Raw genomic sequence first — 19,235 nt, 5'->3', positions numbered from 1 at the left:
AGTTCCGGTATGGCCTTGCTGACCGTGGAGGGACTGGTTTTCGACTACCCGGGCAATCGGGCTTTGCACGGCGTAAGCTTTACACTGGAGCCGGGCGCTATTACGGCCCTCGTCGGTCCGAATGGCGCGGGTAAAACAACCTTGATGCGCTGCCTTGCCGCACTGGAACGCCCCTCGGCCGGACGTGTGGTGATCGAAGGCGTCGATTTGAGCGAAGACCCCCGGCACTGTCACCGCTTCCTCGGTTACCTTTCCGATTTTTTCGGGGTTTATGAGCAACTCACGGTGCGCCGCTGCTTGCTTTATCGGGGCCTATCCCAGGGCATGACGATGGCTGAGGCCGAAAAGGCGACCCTGAAAGCCGCCGAACGTGTCGGCCTATCCGATCGGCTGGATCAGGCGGCCGGTACGCTATCACGCGGACTTCGCCAGCGCCTGGGCATTGCCCAGGCGATCCTGCACGATCCCCGGTTCGTGATCCTCGACGAGCCTGCCTCCGGCCTGGACCCCGAAGCGCGCGACGACTTGTCAACGTTGCTGCGCGGTTTGCGCGATGACGGCATGACCTTTTTGGTTTCCTCTCACATTCTGGCCGAACTTTCGGACTATGCGACCGAAATGCTGCTGCTATCCGACGGCCGCTTGATCGAGCATAGGCGGGTCGAGGACGACGAGGGCGAGGCTGCCGGGACCGTGGCGCTGCAGATTACGCTGTCCGAGCCGAAGGAAAATTTTGGCGACCTCCTCCAGGGGCTCCTCGCCGAGCAGGCCGGTGCGGTTGTTCGTGGAGCCGACACGCTTTCGGCATTGGTCCGTATCCCGGCGGATCAGCAGGCTCGCCACGCGCTTTTGGCCGGGCTCCTGGCCGCCGATTGCAAGGTCAGCGAGTTTGCGGTTCGAGAGGCTGACTTGCAAAGCCTCTACCGTGAGCGCCTTGTTCGGGAAAGGGCCGGCGGGTCATCCAAGGAGGTGCGGTCATGATGTTGAATCCCGAGTTTCGCCGCAATCTTTGGTTGGAGATCAGTACGTCACGCCTGATCGGCCTCGCGGTTCTGGCTGGCCTTCTTGTGGCTCTCCTGGAAGCGGGCGGTAGCATCACCGACCTCTCCGAGGGTTATACACTGACCGGCAAGATCGGCTTCTTTTTGACCGCTATCCTGTGGGGAACCAGACGCGCGGCATCGGGTTTGGCCAGCGAGTTGCGCGGCGCCACATGGGATTGGCAGCGGCTCTCCTCCATGGGCGCATGGCAGATGACTTGGGGGAAGATGCTCGGCGCGACCGCCTTTACGTGGCTCGCGGCGATCGTCTTTCTGGGATTTCTGGTCATCGGACGCCTGAAGGGTGTCGAAGGGCACGCGCTGTGGGGTTACGGGCCGGGCGCTCTGGGTCTGGAGTTACTGTCCTTTATCATTGATGCCTTGCTCGCTCAGGCCGTGGCGTTGGCGGCGGCCCTGGTGCTTCTGCGCAAGCGCCATGACCGGCAAACACTCGCCATCGGGTTTTGCCAAGGCGCGGGTTTGCTGGCGTATCTGCTGTTGGCGGGTGCCGACGGCACCTTTTTCTTTGGGCAGGACGCAGTCGCCTCGATCTACGGCGCGCATCCTGCTGTTGATTGGTATGGACTTAGCTTTTCGGCGGGATCTTTCATTATCGGCAGCAAGCTCTTCTTTTTGATCGCGGCAGTGGCGTCGTGCCTGCGGTTGATGCGTGAGGAATTGCAGCTGCGAACCCGCCCCTGGGGCTGGGCTTTGTTTCTGCTGCTGTTTGCTGCCTATCTGAATGGTTTCCTGGTGACGGCTTGCGCCACTTGCGCCGACTCTCCTGGTATTCAGGCAGCATTGTTTGGCGCGGTGTTGGGTATTGGCACCTATCTGGCGCTGTTTGCGGATCGCAAGGATCCCCAGGATATCGGACGGTTCCTGGATGCCCTTCGCGGTCGCGAGAGCAGATTGCAGGAGCGGATCCCACGTTGGTTTCCGGCATTGGCTTTGACCTTGATTTTTGGTCTCGCCGCAGCATTTCTTGGTATCGAAGGCGAGTGGATCGACCGTGAGTTCATCGATTATTTCGGACGCCGAGCGGATCAACATCTCCAGGCCTTAGTGCTGGCAAGCTTGGCGCTGTTGCTCCGTGATGTCGGCATCATCCTGGGAATGTCCTTTGGCAAGCTGCGTGGACGTGCGGACTTGATGACAATCTTTTGGTTGGGGCTCCTTTACATGCTGGTGCCGCTGGTGCTGCAGGGCATGGGGCTGCATCGTCTGGCCTCGACCTTCACGCCAGCTACCGCATTGGAGCCTTGGACCGCCTTTGCAGGCGCTGCGGTTCAAGCGATTGTCGCGCTGGGTTGGGCGGTCTACCGCTGGCGCGGATCACAGCGTGCTTTCATGGCCTCCTTACCGAAGGAATCGCTGACCGCATAGGGGCATCTGTTGTTTGCTCCCATCGTGGAGCACTGACTATGGGAAAAGTTGAATGAGCCGATTTGACTATGATCTTTTCGTAATTGGTGCCGGATCCGGCGGCGTGCGCGCCGCCCGCATGGCTGCGGGAACGGGCGCAAAGGTCGCCATTGCCGAAGAGTATCGTTACGGCGGTACCTGCGTCATTCGCGGCTGTGTTCCGAAAAAGCTTCTCGTCTATGCCAGCCACTTTGCCGAAGATTTCGAGGATGGGGCCGGGTATGGCTGGAGCCTGCCGGGTGAACCCACCTTTGATTGGAAGACCTTAATTGAGAACAAAGATCGCGAGATCGCGCGCCTGGAAGGCGTCTATCGCAAACTCCTGACGGGTGCGGATGTCGAGATGCATGACGGTCGCGCCGTCTTGTTGGACAAGAACACGGTATCGGTCGAAGGCAAATCCTTCACGGCGGAAACTATCTTGGTTGCGACCGGCGGCCATCCCTTTATTCCGAACAAGCCGGGCACGGAGATGGCTATCTCCTCCAATCAGGCTTTCCACCTTGATGCGCTGCCCGAGCGTATCGTGATCGCCGGAGGCGGCTTCATCGCCGTCGAGTTTGCTGGAATTTTCAACGGTCTGGGCAGCGATGTGACCTTGGTCTACAGAGGCGAGAAGATTCTGCGCGGGTTTGATGAAAGTCTCCGCGATGCTCTGAGCGAGGAATTGGTCGTCAAAGGTATTGATTTGAGGGTAGAGACCGAACTGACCAGCATGATGCGGGCCGATGACGGCCGCCTGTCCATCCATTTGACCGATGGCGACGTGATCACCGCCGACCAGATGATGTATGCAACTGGTCGGCACCCAAACACGATGGGTATTGGACTTGAAGAAGCCGGTGTCGCGCTAGCTGAAGGCGGTGCCATCAAAGTGGACGAGTTTTCTCGCAGCAGCCAGGCCAATATCTATGCCGTGGGCGATGTCACCAATCGGATCAACCTGACGCCGGTGGCGATTGGTGAGGCAATGGCTTTCGTCGATACGGTCTATCGCGGCAAACCGCGTGGCCTGTCGCACGAGAACGTGCCGTCGGCGGTTTTCAGTCAGCCACCCATAGGCACCGTAGGGTTGAGTGAAAGCGACGCGCGTAAAAAGTTTGGTAAACTGGATATCTATCAGTCCCGCTTCCGCCCGATGAAGCACACGCTTTCCGGCCGACAGGAGCAGACCATGATGAAGCTGGTCGTCGACCAAGCCAGTCAGCGAGTAGTGGGTGCGCATATGATGGGGGTTGATGCGCCTGAGATCATTCAGGGAATCGCGATTGCCATTAAGGCGGGTGCTACAAAACAAGTTTTTGATGAAACCGTTGGCATCCACCCAAGTGCGGCAGAGGAGTTCGTGACGCTACGAGAGCCGTTCAGCCGGGATTGAGAAAATAGATAAAACTTTAGGCTGTAACTTAACCTAAGACAACGCACGTAAAAGCGTTAAAATCGCATCCTCCATAACCTTATCCAGGAGGATGCTATGCCTGATCTATTTTTATCCGATGATGTCCGTCTCGATCCTATCGTAACGCGGGAACCTGATGCCTTGGCGTTGATCGAGGCGTTGCATAAGAAACTTGCCAACTTGGGTATTTCCGTGACGTTGGAAACGGACTTCGCTGCGTTGCTGGATTACAATCAGAAGCACGAAGATCGGGGCTGGTATCCGCTGACCCCTATGTTCGACCCCCGTGTCAGTGACGTTGGCCCCGACCGGGCATTTTGGCTTTGCCTGAGGGATCGTGAAGGAACATTTGTGGGTGCTCAATGTGCCAAACTTTATGACTGGCAGGACACCAATTTTAAGATCGAAGCCGAAAGTCTTCGTTTTGTTTATGCCGACCCCCAGGCGTCAGCTTTCCCGGAGGAGATGATTACCTGCACCGCGCCTTCCGCGGAACGGGTGAGCGGTTTGGTTTGCTACAGCGGCAATGCTTGGTTCCATCCGCAGGTCAGAGGAACCGGCTTGGCCAAGCTTGTGCCGCTGTTGTCCCGTACCTTCGGATTCCATTTCTGGGATACTGACATAACCTGCGCACTAGCGGTGCCGGCGCTCGTTGAAAAGGGCGTTGTTGCCAACTACGGGTACAGCCGGGTTGAGCCGATCATCGACTGGCGGAATTGTTTCTTTGGTGATGTGCAACTCTATCTTTTGTCTAAACCGCGCCAGGAACTCGAAAGGGATATGGCAAAGAGCCTTGAGGTTCTCAGTTAAGCAGAACCGAGGCTGATAGAATGAGTCGTTGCTCTCCGGCGGTCCAGGGTAGCCTGGCACAGATGTATGACCGCCGGGGAGCATGCAGGGGATAGGACATGATGGTTGCATCCACCTGCACCATTTCCGGGGCATTGCTGCGGAACAGGCGCTCATAGGTCTGGCCGACCCAACGGCCATAGACCGGGTCCGGTTGCTCTGTCACCGGCAGCCCCATGCTGTGCTGTGGCCAATCGCTGCCGTAGAGCTTGAAGCCAGGGCCGGTGAAGAGAAACACACCGCCCAATGTTCCGCTATCGGGCTCCACCAAAGTGGAGCGCTCGAAAAGACCTTGGGCACGGAGGAAATCCAGCACGGAGGTGTCGAAAGCAAACGCCCGGTCGCGCCAGAACTCGAAAAGCTTGAACAGACTCTCGCAGGCGTCTTTCTGATCCTCCTTGAGCGAGGAGAAATCGACATGGTTGGTTGTGAACCGCTGACGACCGACGTCATCCATGCCGGCGGAAACGGCTTGTAAAAGACCTGCTGCAGCTTCCGACCCAGCTTTGAAGACCGTCTCGGTCCAATCGGCGCCGAAACAGCGCAAGCGCACCGGGCCCGTCGGCTGGGAGATCAACATATTGCCTGCGCCGATAAGCGCATTGGGGGCGATTTTCGAGACGTCGAGGCTGATTTCGGTTTCCCCGCTGTCGCCATCGACCTCTACTGCGACCCAGCCTTCTTCATGAATTGCCGTTTCGATCATGGGTTGGTCGGCCGGGGGCTTTTTGGCAGACGGCAGGCTCTCGACGACCTTTCCGCGTCGATCCTGGAAAAGCAAACAGCTTTTCCCTTGTGCGTTAATTAAAAACCGTCTCTTCCCGAACATCGCTTTTGCTTGATTCTCACGCCAAAATTCTCAATTGCCAGTTACGGCTTGGCAACAAGGATAGAACCCTTGGGCACCCGCTGGTCAAGGGAACTTGGCATTTATTGAGCTTTTTATTGGATTAGCAGGGCTTGCGGCGGTAAAACAGCGGCTCTGGCACCCGTTTCGGGGTGCAAACCGAGAAAGGTGAAAGACGTTCGATGGTAGCGACATGGAGTCCGCAGTCCTGGCGGGATAAGCCAATTCGTCAGGTTCCGACCTATCCTGACGCCGCGGCGCTCGCCGATGTTGAAGCGAAATTAGCGAGCTATCCGCCGTTGGTATTCGCTGGCGAGGCGCGTCTGCTGCGCGCCCAGCTCGCCAAAGTGGCCCAGGGCGACGCTTTTCTGCTCCAGGGTGGTGACTGCGCGGAGGCCTTCGCCGATTTTCGCGCCAACAACATTCGCGATACCTTTCGGGTTCTGCTGCAGATGGCGGTCGTCTTGACCTTTGGCGCTGCCTGTCCCGTCGTCAAGGTGGGCCGCATGGCTGGGCAGTTCGCCAAGCCACGCTCTGCTGACACCGAGGTAATCGATGGCGTTGAGTTGCCGAGCTATCGTGGTGACATCATCAACGATATTGCCTTTACCCCGGAATCCCGGATCCCCGATCCGCAGCGCATGATCCAGGCCTACAACCAGGCTGCGGCGACCTTGAACCTTTTACGGGCGTTCGCGCAAGGCGGCTTTGCCGATTTGCACAAGGTGCATGGTTGGAACCTGGAGTTCGTGTCGGGCAGTCCGCAAGGCGAGCGCTATGAGGCGCTTGCGCAGCGAATTGACGAGACAATGGCCTTCATGGCGGCATGTGGGCTGACACCGGAAACGGCCACGCAGCTTCGCGAGACTGATTTCTTCACGAGCCACGAAGCGCTGTTGCTGCCCTATGAGCAAGCCTTGACCCGCGTCGACAGCCTGACCGGCCGGTCTTACGACTGTTCTGCGCATTTCCTGTGGATCGGCGACAGAACCCGCAAGGCGGATGAGGCGCATGTGGAGTTCCTGCGTGGTGTCGAGAACCCGTTGGGCTTGAAATGCGGACCCAGCATGGATTCCGATGATCTCTTGCGCTTGATCGAGGTTTTGAATCCCAAGAACGATGCCGGGCGACTGACGCTAATCGCTCGCATGGGCCATGAGCAAGTCGAGGAAAAGCTTCCTGCGCTGGTGCGCGCCGTCAAACGCGAGGGCTTCCAGGTGGTCTGGTCCTGCGATCCGATGCATGGCAATACCATCAAGTCCTCAACCGGTTTCAAGACCCGGCCTTTCGATCGAATTTTGAGTGAGGTACGCGGCTTCTTTGCAGTGCATAAGGCTGAGGGTACCTACGCAGGTGGTGTCCATTTCGAGATGACTGGGCAGGATGTCACCGAATGCCTGGGTGGCGCGCAAGCGATCAGCGAGGACGGCCTTAGTGCAAGGTATCACACCTACTGCGACCCGCGCCTCAACGCCAGCCAGGCACTTGAACTGGCGTTCCTGATTGCCGAACAGCTGAAGGAAGAGCGCAACGCGATGGCCGAAGGTACAGATCGTTTCGCCGCCGCTCAGTAAGTTCTGGATTTCCTCTCCGCCCGATAGGGAGACGACGCTATGCCCGCAGATGGCAGCGGTAAGGTTGGTAGCACGCTCGGACAGTCTTGGCCGGGGGATGCAGAGGTTGGCGATTGGACGGATCAGTATTTCCGACGAACCCGCAAGATCGTCGAAAAATTCGGCGACGTAACGGCGACCTATGCCCTCTTCATGCGGCGGCCGGTTGTCTCGGCGCCGCGTATAGCGATTGATTGGTTAAACAGCATCGCTGCGGCGCGCGGGTTCTCTGTTGAGATCGACCTGCGCTACGAGGAGGGTAAATGGGTCGGTGCCGGTGAGCCGCTGCTCTACATCACAGGACCCTTGTCGAAGCTGTCGGATCTGGAAACCCTCTTGTTGATGAAGCTGGGGCCGGCTTGTGTTGCCGCCTACAACGCCTACACCATGTGCGCCGACTTGCCGAAGGTCACCTTCCTGGCCATGGACGCCCGGCACTGCGCGGGCACGGAGATGGCTGAGTTGATGGCTTACGCTGCCTCGGTGGGGTCCGCACGCGCCCGCCGCAAGGTCGGCGCCATCGGATTTAGTGCAAACGCGACCGATGCAACCGCGCACTTCTTTGGCCAGAGCAACGGCAAAGGAACGATGCCCCACGGCTTGATCGGCTATGCCGGGTCGACTTTGCGGGCCGCCGAGATGTATGACGAGACCTATCCGGATGAACCCATGACGGTCTTGGTCGATTATTTCGGCCAGGAAATCACGGACAGCCTTGTGGTCTGCAAGCGCTTTCCGGAGCGTGCCGCCGCGGGCACTCTGTCGGTGCGGCTGGACGTGCCAGGCAGCCGTTTCATGGAAGGGCTGGATCCTGCTGGGTCCTATGCGGTGCTGGAGCGTAATTGTCCGACGGCAATACGCGGCTACCGAAATGAAGAAGAACTGCGATACTTGGTGGGAGCGGGTGTTTCCGCCGCCGCCGTATGGCGGCTACGTGAGGCGCTTGATGAAGCGGGGTTCCCGGCGGTCAAGATTGTCGCCTCCTCGGGCTTTAGTCCCGCCAAGTGCAAGGTCATGGCCGAAGCCGGGGTTCCCCTGGATGTGGTAGGGACCGGGTCTTACCTGCCCGACCGCTGGTCAGAGACCTACGCCACCGCTGATATCATCGAATACGATGGCGAACCTCGCGTGAAACTGGGCCGCGAGTTCCTATTCCGTAAGTAGCGATACAGCCGTCCTTTGGGGTCTGCACTCGGATTGGCGCACCTTCGCGTCTCCACCGGTAGCGCAAGCGATTCCGCCGAATGCTGCGCCGTCGAACCAGCCGATGCCGCCCTTCCGCACCCGCTTGAGGGACAGCCAGGGCAATGTCGTCGGAGTGGGGGAGCGGGCCGCTGGCGGACGATCCTCAGGCCTGGCAGGCCCATCAGGTTGCGCTGGACAAGGCCCTAGTCGCCCTCAAACTGCTTGACCACCCGGCCATCACTCCCGGCATCGACGAATGGTCCTTCGTCCAAACACGCCTCAACAGAAACATGATCGATCCTTGAGGGTCTGGACGGCGTTTGCTACTCAGCCGGTTGTACGCCGCCCCGGCGTGTCAGGACGGTTTCCTGGCCGGCCTGCGGGTCCATAGGAATCAGTTGAGTGAGGAGCAGGGAACCGACGGCGAAACCGGTACCCACCAGGAAAACCGCGCTGGGGCTGACGAGCCAGACGTATCCCAACAACACGGGTAGAACGACCGCTGCGATATGGTTGATGGTGAAGGAAACCGCCGCAGTGGGAGCGATATCGCGCGGATCGGCAATCTTCTGGAAATAGGTCTTGATTGCGATCGCCATAGCGAAGAACAGATGGTCTATCACATAGAGCCCAGCAGCGATCGTCGGGTCAGTGACGAAAGCGTAAGAGGTGAAGACCACAATTAGACCGATGTATTCCAAGGTCAGGGCCTTACGCTCGCCCCAGCGCTGGATCAGCCGCCCAATGGCGGGTGCCAGCCAAATGTTGGCAGCGTAGTTGATGAGGAATAACAGGGTGATATTGGCCACTGAATAGCCGAACTTCTCGACCATCATGAAGCCCGCGAAGACGATGAAAATCTGCCGCCGGGCACCCGAAAGGAAGGTGAGGCCGTAATAGAGCCAGTAGCGCTGCCGGAAGATCAGCTTTTTGTGCTGCTCCACCTTGGCCGGGAACTGCGGATAGAAGAACCAGGCAAAGACGGCAATGGCGACGGAGCCGCCGCCGCCAATCAGGTAGACGGCGGTATAATTGGCGTCGAAAAAGTCGAAGGCTGCCCACATCAAACCGTAAGCGATCAGCGAGGTGAAGCTCGCGGCCGCGATCACACGGCCCAACACGAGCGGTGCGCGTTCCTTGCCGACCCATTGCAATGCCAAACTTTGCTGGATGGTTTCGTTGTAGTGATACCCGACCGACATGACGATCGTGGTCAGGTAGAGCCCGATTACCGTCGGAAAGAACCCGGTCGCCGCCGTGCCGATGCCGAGCAGGGCGATGGATAGCAACGCAAAGGGCTGCTCGCGCAATAGCAAAAGCACAAACACCGCCGTGAAAGCGAGAAAGCCGGGGACCTCCCGAAGGCTCTGCAAGATGCCGATCTCGGCACCGGTAAAGGCCGCTTTCTCGATTGCGAAGTTGTTCAACAACGCTTGCCATACGGCGAAGGAAAGGGGGACGGCGGCGCCCATAAGCAACAGCAGCGATTCCGGGGAACGAAGTCCCTGCGATCGAAAGGTGCGAACGATACCGGCGAGGCGGTCGAGCATGGCGAGTTCAGCTTTCCAGGTTCAGGTTTGAAGGCAATCTACTCAGTCAGGACTTGTCGGTCTATCGGCATTCGGTCAATCTATATCGATGAAACGTCAAGCGGCTTCTATCACGCGGCCAGCCAGCGAATCCCTCCCGGCGCCTACTTTGGAGCGCCCGGTGATCGGTATGCGGATCGATTACGATCGTCCGGAGATTGTTGATTGGCATGAGCATCGCTTCGGGCAACTACTCTATGCGGCCCGGGGCGTTCTTCAGGTGGAAACCAAACGCGGTCTTTGGTTGGCGCCGCCGCAGCGGGCTGTGTGGCTGCCTTCCGGCACTACGCACCGCGTTACCCATTCGCCCGGCTTGGCCTTTCGATCCTTGCATGTGGAGCGCGGCTCACCGGGCTTGCAAGACGAGTGCTGCGTGCTGGCGGTTTCTGGATTGCTGCGCGAATTGATTCTGGCCTTTCTGGAACGCGAGCAGAACTATGACTCCGGTTCCGGTCAGTCGAGCCTTGCGGTTGTCCTGCTCAATGAACTCCGGTTGGCGCCGACGGTTGACCTGCATCTTTCCCTGCCGGGCGAACCTCGTTTGAAGCCCATCGTGGACGGCTTGCTCGACGATCCGGGAGATCGCAGGGGGCTGGCTGACTGGGTGAGGATGACCGGAGCCAGCCAACGGACGCTCGAGCGGCTCTTTAAAAGTGAAACCGGTCAGAGCTTCGGAGAGTGGCGGCGCCAGCTTAGGCTGCAGACCGCGATAACCCTGCTGAGCGAGGGTGAGGCGGTGACCTCGGTGGCCTTTGCCGTAGGCTATGAAAGCCCCTCCGCCTTCATTGCGATGTTTGGCGAAGCCATGGGAGAGTCCCCCGGACAGTTCGCGGCGCGTCATGGCGGCTTGCCGCAGACAAAGACAGCGCGTAATTAGGGGGCATGACAGACCATTTCATCATCGCGCTGGCCCAACTGAATGCGCATGTCGGGGACCTGGAAGGCAACGTCGCCAAGATTCTCGACCACCGCATGCAGGCAACGGTCAAAGGCGCTCATCTGCTGGTAACGCCCGAACTATCAGTGACGGGTTACCCGCCTGAAGACCTGGTGTTGAAGGCGCAGTTCATGGCGGCCGTCAAGCAAGCGGTTCGCCGCTTGGCGCTGGCGACAGGCGATGGCGGACCGGGCCTCATCGTCGGCGCTCCCTGGATGGACGACTGGGGCCAGAATAAAGCGCCCCTGCGCGGCAAAATATTTAACGCCGCCTTGCTGCTCGACAGCGGTGAGATAAAGGCCGTGCGGTATAAATATGACCTGCCGAACTACGGCGTTTTCGACGACGCGCGGGTCTTTACCCCTGGACCGCTGCCGGGCCCTGTCAGCTTTCGCGGCTTGCGCCTGGGCTTGATGGTTTGCGAGGACTTCTGGACCGCCGAGGTTTCCGAATGTCTGGAGGAGTCCGGTGCGGAGTTGCTGGTGTCGATCAATGCCAGCCCTTACGAGACCAGCAAGACGGATGTAAGGTTAAATCTCGGTGTCCAACGGGTGACCGAGAGCGGTCTTGCCGCCTTATACGTAAACATGGTCGGAGGCCAGGATGAGTTGGTTTTCGACGGCGGCTCCTTTGCCCTCAATCCTGATTGCGGCTTAGTCGCGCAACTTCCTTCTTTCGAAGAACATCTGGCCTTTACGACCTGGGAACGGGACGAGGAGGAGCGCTGGCACTGCACCCAAGGGCACTGCGAACCCGGTCCCGAGGGTGATGACGCGGTTTACCGCGCCTTGACCTTGGGCTTGCGCGACTATGTCACCAAGAACGGCTTCCCGGGCGTGCTCATTGGCATGTCCGGTGGCATTGATTCCGCGCTTTCGGCCGCGGTCGCGGTCGATGCATTGGGCGCGGAGCGAGTGCATTGCGTGATGATGCCCTCACCCTATACAAGCCGGGAAAGCCTGGAGGATGCTGCGGACTGTTCAAAGCGTCTGGGTGTTCGGCTGGATGAGATTTCCATCGAACCGGCGATGACGGCATTCGGCGAAATGCTGGCGCCCCTGTTCGCCGAGCGACAGGCCGATACGACCGAGGAGAACATCCAAGCGCGATCACGCGGCCTGACCCTGATGGCCCTGTCGAACAAACTGGGGCACATGGTATTGTCGACCGGCAACAAGTCCGAGATGTCGGTGGGCTATGCAACGCTCTACGGCGATATGTGCGGCGGCTACAACGTTCTAAAGGACGTTTACAAGACTCAGGTTTTCAGGTTGGCGCGCTGGCGCAACGATCATCGCCCGCCCGGCGCATTGGGGCCGGAAGGCCAGGTGATCCCTGATCGTATCATCACCAAGCCTCCGACTGCCGAATTGAAGCCCAATCAGACCGATCAGGATACCCTGCCAAGCTACGACGAACTCGATGCCATCCTGGCGGGATTGATCGAGAGCGAGGCAGGTGTCGGCGATCTGGTGGCCAAGGGGCACGACCGGGCGGTCGTCAACCGGGTCTGGCGCATGTTAGAAAACGCTGAATACAAGCGCCGTCAGGCGCCACCAGGGGTAAAGATCACGCCGAAGTCATTCGGTCGCGATCGTCGGTATCCCATCACCAATGCCTATAAAGGGCCATACTAGAGTCTGCACGAACAGGCCCGAGGGGAGCAGAGAATCTCGTGAAAGTTCGTTTCGCCCCAAGCCCGACAGGGCTTTTGCATGTCGGAAATGCGCGTATCGCCCTCCTGAACTGGTTGCTGGCGAAGGCGGCGGGAGGGCAGTTCCTGCTTCGTCTCGATGATACCGATACGGAGCGTTCCGAGGAACGGTTTGCCCAAGCCATCGAGCGGGACCTGACATGGCTTGGTTTGGAATGGGACGCCTTTGCGCGCCAATCCGACCGCATGGACCGCTATGATGCGGCGGTAGAAGCGCTCAAGGCAGCGGGCCGTCTCTATCCCTGTTACGAGACTGCGGAGGAATTGTCGCTCAAGCGCAAGGCGCAGCTCGCTGCGGGCAGACCACCGCTCTATGATCGTGCCGCCTTGAAGCTCGATGACGCTGCGCGCGCGGCGCTGGAGGCAGAGGGTCGGCGTCCGCACTGGCGCTTCAAGCTGGCACCCGATTCGATCGAGTGGAACGACCTGGTGCGTGGCCCCCAACATTTCGAAGGCCACAACCTGTCGGACCCGGTTTTGATCCGCGAGGACGGGCGGCCGCTCTACACTCTTTCCTCGGTTGTGGATGACGCCGAACTGCATGTGACCCACGTGCTGCGCGGCGAGGATCATGTCGCCAATACTGCAGTTCAAATTCAGCTGTTCCAAGCCTTGGGTGCGGCTGTTCCTACTTTCGCGCACCTCTCTTTGCTAACCGATGCCGAGGGCAGGGGTCTCTCCAAACGCCTAGGCAGCCTCAGCTTGGAATCCTTGAAGGCAGCTGGGCTGGAGGCCATGACCATCAACTGCTATCTGGCGGCTTTGGGCACGCCCGATGCAGCAGAGCCGACCGCTACCCTGGAGGCCTTGGCCGCCGGTTTCGACCTCACGCGTTTTGGACGCGCAGCGCCCAAATTCGATCCGGCGGAGTTGGAGCATTTGAACGCCCGCCTATTGCACGTCATGCCCTTTGCCGATGTCGCGGGGCGTCTTTCCGGCCTGACCGAGGCAGACTGGCTGGCGATCCGTCCCAACCTCACCAAACTGGCCGATGCCGAGGATTGGCTGGCTATTTGCCACGGTCAGGTGGAGCCGGTCCTAGGCGATGACGAAGGCTTCCTGGCCGATGCCGCCGAGCGCTTGCCGCCCGAACCTTGGAATGCGGAAACCTGGGGGCACTGGACGGCTGCCGTCAAGGCCGCGACAGGACGGAAAGGAAAGGGCCTGTTCTTGCCGCTCAGGCTGGCGCTGACGGGGCGTGAGCATGGACCCGAACTGAAGTCCTTGCTACCTCTGATCGGGCATGACAAGGCGGCACGGCGGTTGAGAGGGGAGAAGGCGTGACCATCCGGCTTTACAACACCTTGCAGCGGCGCGAGGAGGAGCTCGTGCCGATCGATCCCAAGAACGTGCGGATGTACGTCTGCGGGCCGACGGTCTATGACACCGCGCATATTGGCAACGCGCGCCCGGCAGTGGTTTTTGACGTGCTGTTTCGGCTGCTCCGCCAGGTCTATGGGGCCGAGCACGTCACTTACGCGCGCAATATCACCGACGTGGACGACAAGATCATCAAGGCTTCCCAGGAAACGGGCGAGCCGATCGAGAGCATAACCAAACGCACCACCCTGGCCTATCAGACCGACATGGCAGCGCTCGGGGCGTTGCCGCCCACGGTTGAACCGCGCTGCACGGCGCACATTCCACAGATGGTCGCCATGATTGAGACCCTTATCGCCGAGGGCCATGCCTATGCAGCCGAGGGACACGTGCTCTTTGCGGTCCGGTCTGACGCCAACTACGGGCAGCTATCGCGCCGGGACCGCGACGAAATGATCGCGGGCGCCCGGGTCGAGGTGGCGCCCTATAAGCGCGACCCTGCCGACTTCATTCTCTGGAAACCCTCGACGGACGATCAACCCGGCTGGGACAGCCCCTGGGGCAAGGGGCGGCCGGGCTGGCATATCGAGTGCTCCGCCATGGCCAAGGAACACCTGGGGGTGACCTTCGATATCCACGGCGGCGGCGCGGACTTGATCTTTCCGCACCACGAGAACGAGATCGCGCAATCGACCTGCGCCAACCATGCACCTTTCGCCAATATTTGGATGCACAACGGCTACGTCGTCGTTAACGGCGAGAAGATGTCGAAGTCACTGGGCAATTTCTTCACTGCGCGCGCCTTGCTGGACGAAGGCTGGCATGGCGAGGTGATCCGTCTTGCGCTGCTGTCCGGTCACTACCGCCAACCGCTCGACATCACGCGCGAGAAGCTGGAAGAATGCAAAGCGCAGCTTGATAAATTTTATATGCAAATCATGAAGTTAAATAAACATTCTATTGAATCAAATGAACCAAGCGCGGTAACCATTTCTGCCCTTTGTGATGATCTCAATACCCCAAAGGCAATTAGCTCGCTTCATGAGCTTTACAGTGAAGTTCAGCCTGCAAGTAGTGGTTGGGAAAGAGATTCCTTACCCGCCCGGGATAAGTTCCTCGCGAGTGCTCGGTTGATGGGCCTGCTTGAGTGTGACCCTGTTGCTTGGTTCAAGGGCGATGTAGGCGATGATGAGGCCGCTGAAATCGATGCCTTGATTGCCGAGCGTCTAGCGGCCAGAAAGGCGCGGGACTTCGCGGCGGCGGATCGCATCAGGGATAAACTGACGGCGCGGGGCATTCTGCTTGAGGACGGACCGCAGGGCACCACCTGGCGGCGGGCCTGACTTCCTCTTTCTGGTAGCGATCATTCCAGTTTGCGACGGTAAAGCAACATGCGGTGGTGACCGGCGCGCGTGCCCTCGCGTTCCTCGCTCGAAAACTCTTCGAACAGGAGCTTGCTGAGAACCCGTTTCGAGGCGGCGTTGTGCGGCGCTACCGCGGCGAAGAGTTCATTCAGCTTCAGATGATCGTGAGCGTACTCGGTCAGGGGGCGGCAGGCTTCGCTGGCGTAACCCTGGCCCCAGTAACGCGGCGCGATCCAGTATCCAAGATAAAAGCGCGTGCTGCCTTCTTTGCGCTCCAGGGTTGCTGCGCCGATCAGGTCATCGCTGTTGATATCGGCAACCAGGAACATGCCAGGTTCCGGTCCGTTCAGGTTGTCGATGACGGCGCGCAACCAGACTTCGCCGTCCGCTTCGTGATGCGGGTAGGGCAGACTGTCGAACCATTGAATGACGCGCCAATCGTTCATGGCGTGTAGCAGCGGTTTCAGATCGCTGTCCCTCGGGCCCCTCAAGCGAAGTCTTTTAGTTAGTAGTTCCATTGGTTTCTTTTCGCGGTTGCTGGTCGCTTTTGTTCGAGTCGCGATTATAGCCTGTGGCAGAATGAAAAAAGGGTAATTCGTTCCACAAGCACCCTTTTGCCGGTTCTTACGAACCTGGAGGACGCAGCGATGCCGAGTGGCAAGGCAGCCAACATTCTTTTCATCATGGTCGATCAGATGACGCCTGGGGTCTTGCCGAGTTATGGAGGCAAGGTTGTGCGCTCACCGCATCTGGATGCGCTTGCAGAGCGTTCGGTCCTTTTCGATAGCGCCTATTGCAATGCGCCACTGTGCGCACCGTCGCGCTTTTCGATGATGACCGGACGTTTGCCCAAGGCTATTGGCGCCTTCGACAATGCCTGTGATCTCGCCGCAGATCGTCCGACGTTCGCGCATTATCTGCGACATGCCGGGTATCGCACCGCCCTTTCGGGGAAGATGCATTTTTGCGGACCTGATCAGTTGCATGGCTTCGAGGAGCGCCTGACCACCGATATCTATCCGGCGGATTATGGTTGGTTCTGCGACTGGGAAAATTTCGAAACCCGGCCAAGCTGGTACCATAACATGGCCTCTGTCCTGAATGCCGGACCCTGCGTGCGGAGCAACCAGTTGGACTTCGATGACGAGGTGGGATTCAACGCCGAGCGCTGGCTTTATGATTGGGTGCGCGGAAACGATGAGCGGCCCTTTGCCTTGACGGTGTCTTTCACCCACCCGCACGATCCCTATGCTATCGGTTGGGACTACTGGCGGCGTTACAGCGACGATGAAATCGATATGCCGCAGGTTAAAATCGATCCGAAGGACCTCGATCCGCACTCCAAGCGCTTGCGCCATGTTTATGCGCTGGAGGGGTTGGACATCCCCGAGGACAAAGTGCGCGCCGCGCGACGCGCTTACTATGGTGCGATTTCCTACCTGGACGACAAGATTGGCCGCTTGCTGTCGGTACTCGACCAGATCGGTGTGGCCCGCGATACCTATATCGTCTTTTCAGGGGATCACGGCGACATGCTTGGAGAGCGCGGCCTTTGGTACAAGATGAGCTGGTTCGAGCCTTCATCGCGAATCCCCTTGATGATCGCCGGGCCCGGCATCCGGCCGGGGCAGGTGTCCTCCTCCGTTTCTTTGGTCGATCTGTTGCCGACACTGGCGGAACTGGCGGGCGACGGTAAGGCGCCGGACTACGCCACCGAGATCGACGGGCGCAGCCTACAGGGACATCTATCGGGCTCCGGCGGCCACGACGAAGTCCTGGGCGAGTATTGCGGGGAGGGGGCGATTGCGCCGCTCTTCATGATTCGCAGGGGGCGTTTCAAGTACATTGCCACGGCGCCGGACCCCGATCAGCTTTTCGATCTGGAAGCTGATCCTCATGAACTCAACAACCTGGCGGAAGACCCGAACGCGGCCGCAACGCTCGCTGCTTTTCGAGAAGAGGCGGCGACCCGTTGGGATGCGGAAGGCTTGCGCGATCAGGTTCTGGACAGCCAGCGCCGCCGTCGTCTGGTCTATCAGGCGCTTTCCCAAGGCGAGCGCCTGCCTTGGGATTTCCAGCCGCTCGTCGATGCGAGTGAGCGCTATATGCGGAACCATCGCGACCTAGACGACGTAGAAGGCGATGCGCGTTGGCCGAGGACCGAATGATTACCGGAACCATTGCCGTCTCGCCGATATGGCGCTGGGCCATTGACCTTGCCCCCGGCTCTGCGCTCTAAAGAGGCACGGGGGAGAGCGCCCTTGCGATCAAGGGAGCCACATAGGCGGGATAGAGAGACAGACGATGGCCGGGAATGACGACGGTAGGAACGACGAGAGGCGCGTTCATATCTTTGATACAACGCTACGCGACGGCGCGCAGACGCAAGGGGTCGATTTCGGTGTTGCCGACAAAATCGCCATTGCGCGCGCGCTCGATGACCTGGGCGTCGATTATGTCGAGGGTGGTTGGCCCGGTGCGAACCCGACGGATGATCGCTTTTTTGCGGAACCGCCAAGCTTCAAGAATGCAAAACTCGTCGCCTTCGGTATGACACGCCGTCCGGGCCGGAGCGCGGAGAATGACCCGGGTTTGGCTGCGCTCGTCAATTCGAAGGCCGATGCGCTTTGCATGGTGGGTAAGGCCTGGGATTTCCACGTTGATGTGGCGCTGGAGATCGACCGGCAAGAAAATCTGAAGATGATCGAGGACTCCATCGCCTTCGCGAAGAGTCGCAAGTCTGAGGCGATGTTTGATGCGGAGCATTTCTTCGACGGCTTCAAGGCCAATCCGGAATACGCCCTGGCTTGCGTGAAGGCTGCTGATGCCGGGGGCGCGCGCTGGATCGTGCTTTGCGACACCAATGGCGGCACCTTGCCCCACGAGGTGTCGGAGATTGTCGCCGAGGTTGCCAAGCAGGTGCCGGGTGCGCGTTTGGGCATCCACTGCCACAACGACACCGAAAACGCCGTGGCGAATTCCCTGGCCGCCCTTTGGGCGGGCGCGCGACAAGTGCAAGGAACGCTCAACGGACTGGGTGAGCGCTGCGGCAACGCCAATACCATCTCGCTCATCGCCTCCTTGGCCTTGAAAAGCGATTTCAACATCGGCGTTAGCAACACGCAGTTGGGCCATCTGACACACGTATCGCGATTGCTCGATGATCGTCTGAACCGTGCACCGAACCGCCATCAGCCCTATGTCGGGGATTCGGCTTTCGCCCACAAGGGCGGCCTGCATGTTTCCGCGGTGGAGAAGGATCCGCGCACCTACGAGCACATCGACCCGGAGATCGTCGGCAATCAGCGGCACATCGTGGTCTCCGATCAGGCCGGGCGCTCCAATTTTCTGGCGCGTTTCCGCGAGATCGGCCTGGAGTTGGAAGCCGGAGACAAGCGCGTCAATCGCTTGCTGGAAGAGGTGAAGGACCTGGAAAGCCAGGGCTACTCATTCGACGGTGCGGAAGCGTCTTTCGAACTTCTCGCCCGTCGCCGTCTGGGCGAGGTGCCGGATTATTTTCGCATGGAGCGGTTTCGCCTCATGGATGATCGCCGTTGGAATGCGCGCGGTGATCTGATTACCGAAAGCGAGGCGACCGTGACCGTCGAGGTCGGCGGCCAGTTGCGCCACGAGGTGGCCAGCGGCAACGGCCCGGTCAATGCTCTCGATGTGGCCCTCCGCAAGGCGCTGGTCTGGGCCTACCCGGTGCTCGAAGGCATGGCGTTGTCCGACTACAAGGTGCGTATTCTGACACCTCAGGAAGGAACTCGGGCGGTGACTCGCGTCATGATCGAGAGCGCTGCGCCGGATGGTCAGCGCTGGACGACCCTGGGCGTATCTCCCAACATTGTCGAGGCCTCCTTTACGGCGCTGGAGGACAGCTATAGCTGGCGATTGTTCAAGGCCGGTGTCGAGCCTTTGGGGCCCAAGTCGGCCGCGGCGCGCAATTAGGG

Annotated in this window: 16 protein-coding genes; 13 read left to right on the top strand and 3 right to left on the bottom strand. The window is 59.5% G+C overall.

Going from position 1 to position 19,235, the window contains the following annotated elements; translation table 11 throughout:
* Positions 1-9: 9 nt before the first annotated feature.
* The 4 genes from FHR98_RS07325 (at position 10) to FHR98_RS07310 (ending at position 4,674) form a co-directional block, all read left to right on the top strand.
* Positions 10-981 (top strand): ABC transporter ATP-binding protein, encoded by a 972-nt coding sequence (locus FHR98_RS07325; protein ID WP_221205773.1) that lies wholly within the window; start codon positions 10-12, stop codon positions 979-981.
* Positions 978-2,426 (top strand): hypothetical protein, encoded by a 1,449-nt coding sequence (locus tag FHR98_RS07320; RefSeq protein ID WP_183415993.1) that lies wholly within the window; start codon positions 978-980, stop codon positions 2,424-2,426. Before FHR98_RS07325 ends, FHR98_RS07320 begins: the two co-directional genes overlap by 4 nt.
* A 52-nt stretch (positions 2,427-2,478) precedes the next feature.
* Positions 2,479-3,843, top strand: a complete 1,365-nt coding sequence (gene gor / locus FHR98_RS07315; protein WP_183415992.1) for a glutathione-disulfide reductase — start codon at positions 2,479-2,481, stop codon at positions 3,841-3,843.
* 96 nt (positions 3,844-3,939) lie between these two features.
* Positions 3,940-4,674, top strand: coding sequence for a hypothetical protein (locus FHR98_RS07310; protein WP_183415991.1), 735 nt, complete (start codon positions 3,940-3,942; stop codon positions 4,672-4,674).
* Here the strand turns inward: FHR98_RS07310 and FHR98_RS07305 are convergent.
* Positions 4,667-5,494: a hypothetical protein gene (locus FHR98_RS07305; protein WP_183415990.1), complete on the bottom strand. Its 828-nt coding sequence runs from the start codon at positions 5,492-5,494 to the stop codon at positions 4,667-4,669. The genes FHR98_RS07310 and FHR98_RS07305 overlap by 8 nt on opposite strands.
* A gap of 248 nt (positions 5,495-5,742) precedes the next feature.
* Between FHR98_RS07305 and FHR98_RS07300 the strand changes: the two genes are divergently transcribed.
* The 3 genes from FHR98_RS07300 to FHR98_RS07290 all read left to right on the top strand — a co-directional run bounded on the left by FHR98_RS07300 (position 5,743) and on the right by FHR98_RS07290 (position 8,663).
* On the top strand, positions 5,743-7,134 hold the full coding sequence (locus FHR98_RS07300; protein ID WP_183415989.1) for a class II 3-deoxy-7-phosphoheptulonate synthase: 1,392 nt from the start codon (positions 5,743-5,745) through the stop codon (positions 7,132-7,134).
* Positions 7,135-7,173: 39 nt separating this feature from the next.
* Positions 7,174-8,337, top strand: a complete 1,164-nt coding sequence (locus FHR98_RS07295; protein ID WP_183415988.1) for a nicotinate phosphoribosyltransferase — start codon at positions 7,174-7,176, stop codon at positions 8,335-8,337.
* A gap of 143 nt (positions 8,338-8,480) precedes the next feature.
* The gene (locus FHR98_RS07290; protein WP_183415987.1) at positions 8,481-8,663 is read left to right on the top strand and encodes a hypothetical protein; all 183 of its coding nucleotides are present in this window, start codon (positions 8,481-8,483) and stop codon (positions 8,661-8,663) included.
* A gap of 18 nt (positions 8,664-8,681) precedes the next feature.
* Here FHR98_RS07290 and FHR98_RS07285 read toward each other — a convergent pair whose 3' ends face one another.
* Positions 8,682-9,908, bottom strand: a complete 1,227-nt coding sequence (locus FHR98_RS07285; RefSeq protein ID WP_183415986.1) for an MFS transporter — start codon at positions 9,906-9,908, stop codon at positions 8,682-8,684.
* A gap of 88 nt (positions 9,909-9,996) precedes the next feature.
* On the opposite strand from FHR98_RS07285, the gene FHR98_RS07280 reads away from it, so the two are divergent.
* Genes FHR98_RS07280 through cysS form a run of 4 tightly spaced genes read left to right on the top strand, consistent with a single transcriptional unit; the run spans position 9,997 to position 15,261 of the window.
* Positions 9,997-10,824: an AraC family transcriptional regulator gene (locus FHR98_RS07280; protein WP_183415985.1), complete on the top strand. Its 828-nt coding sequence runs from the start codon at positions 9,997-9,999 to the stop codon at positions 10,822-10,824.
* Positions 10,825-10,829: 5 nt separating this feature from the next.
* Complete coding sequence (locus FHR98_RS07275; protein WP_183415984.1) at positions 10,830-12,521, top strand: NAD+ synthase; 1,692 nt, start codon at positions 10,830-10,832, stop codon at positions 12,519-12,521.
* A 38-nt stretch (positions 12,522-12,559) separates the two neighbouring features.
* Complete coding sequence (gltX, locus tag FHR98_RS07270) at positions 12,560-13,882, top strand: glutamate--tRNA ligase (protein ID WP_183415983.1); 1,323 nt, start codon at positions 12,560-12,562, stop codon at positions 13,880-13,882.
* Positions 13,879-15,261: a cysteine--tRNA ligase gene (gene cysS, locus FHR98_RS07265; protein WP_183415982.1), complete on the top strand. Its 1,383-nt coding sequence runs from the start codon at positions 13,879-13,881 to the stop codon at positions 15,259-15,261. Before gltX ends, cysS begins: the two co-directional genes overlap by 4 nt.
* A 20-nt stretch (positions 15,262-15,281) precedes the next feature.
* Here cysS and FHR98_RS07260 read toward each other — a convergent pair whose 3' ends face one another.
* A complete protein-coding gene (locus FHR98_RS07260; protein ID WP_183415981.1) occupies positions 15,282-15,773 on the bottom strand; it encodes a GNAT family N-acetyltransferase in 492 nt (163 codons plus the stop codon).
* A 156-nt stretch (positions 15,774-15,929) separates the two neighbouring features.
* On the opposite strand from FHR98_RS07260, the gene betC reads away from it, so the two are divergent.
* Complete coding sequence (gene betC, locus FHR98_RS07255; protein ID WP_183415980.1) at positions 15,930-17,450, top strand: choline-sulfatase; 1,521 nt, start codon at positions 15,930-15,932, stop codon at positions 17,448-17,450.
* A 136-nt stretch (positions 17,451-17,586) separates the two neighbouring features.
* Positions 17,587-19,233: a citramalate synthase gene (gene cimA / locus FHR98_RS07250; protein WP_183415979.1), complete on the top strand. Its 1,647-nt coding sequence runs from the start codon at positions 17,587-17,589 to the stop codon at positions 19,231-19,233.
* The last annotated feature ends 2 nt before the right edge of the window (positions 19,234-19,235 follow it).

It is taken from the genome of Limibacillus halophilus (genome assembly GCF_014191775.1).
Classification (GTDB): Bacteria; Pseudomonadota; Alphaproteobacteria; order Kiloniellales; family CECT-8803; genus Limibacillus; species Limibacillus halophilus.
The sequence above is the reverse complement of the archived record's forward strand: the minus strand, read 5'-3'. Positions and strand labels throughout refer to the sequence as shown.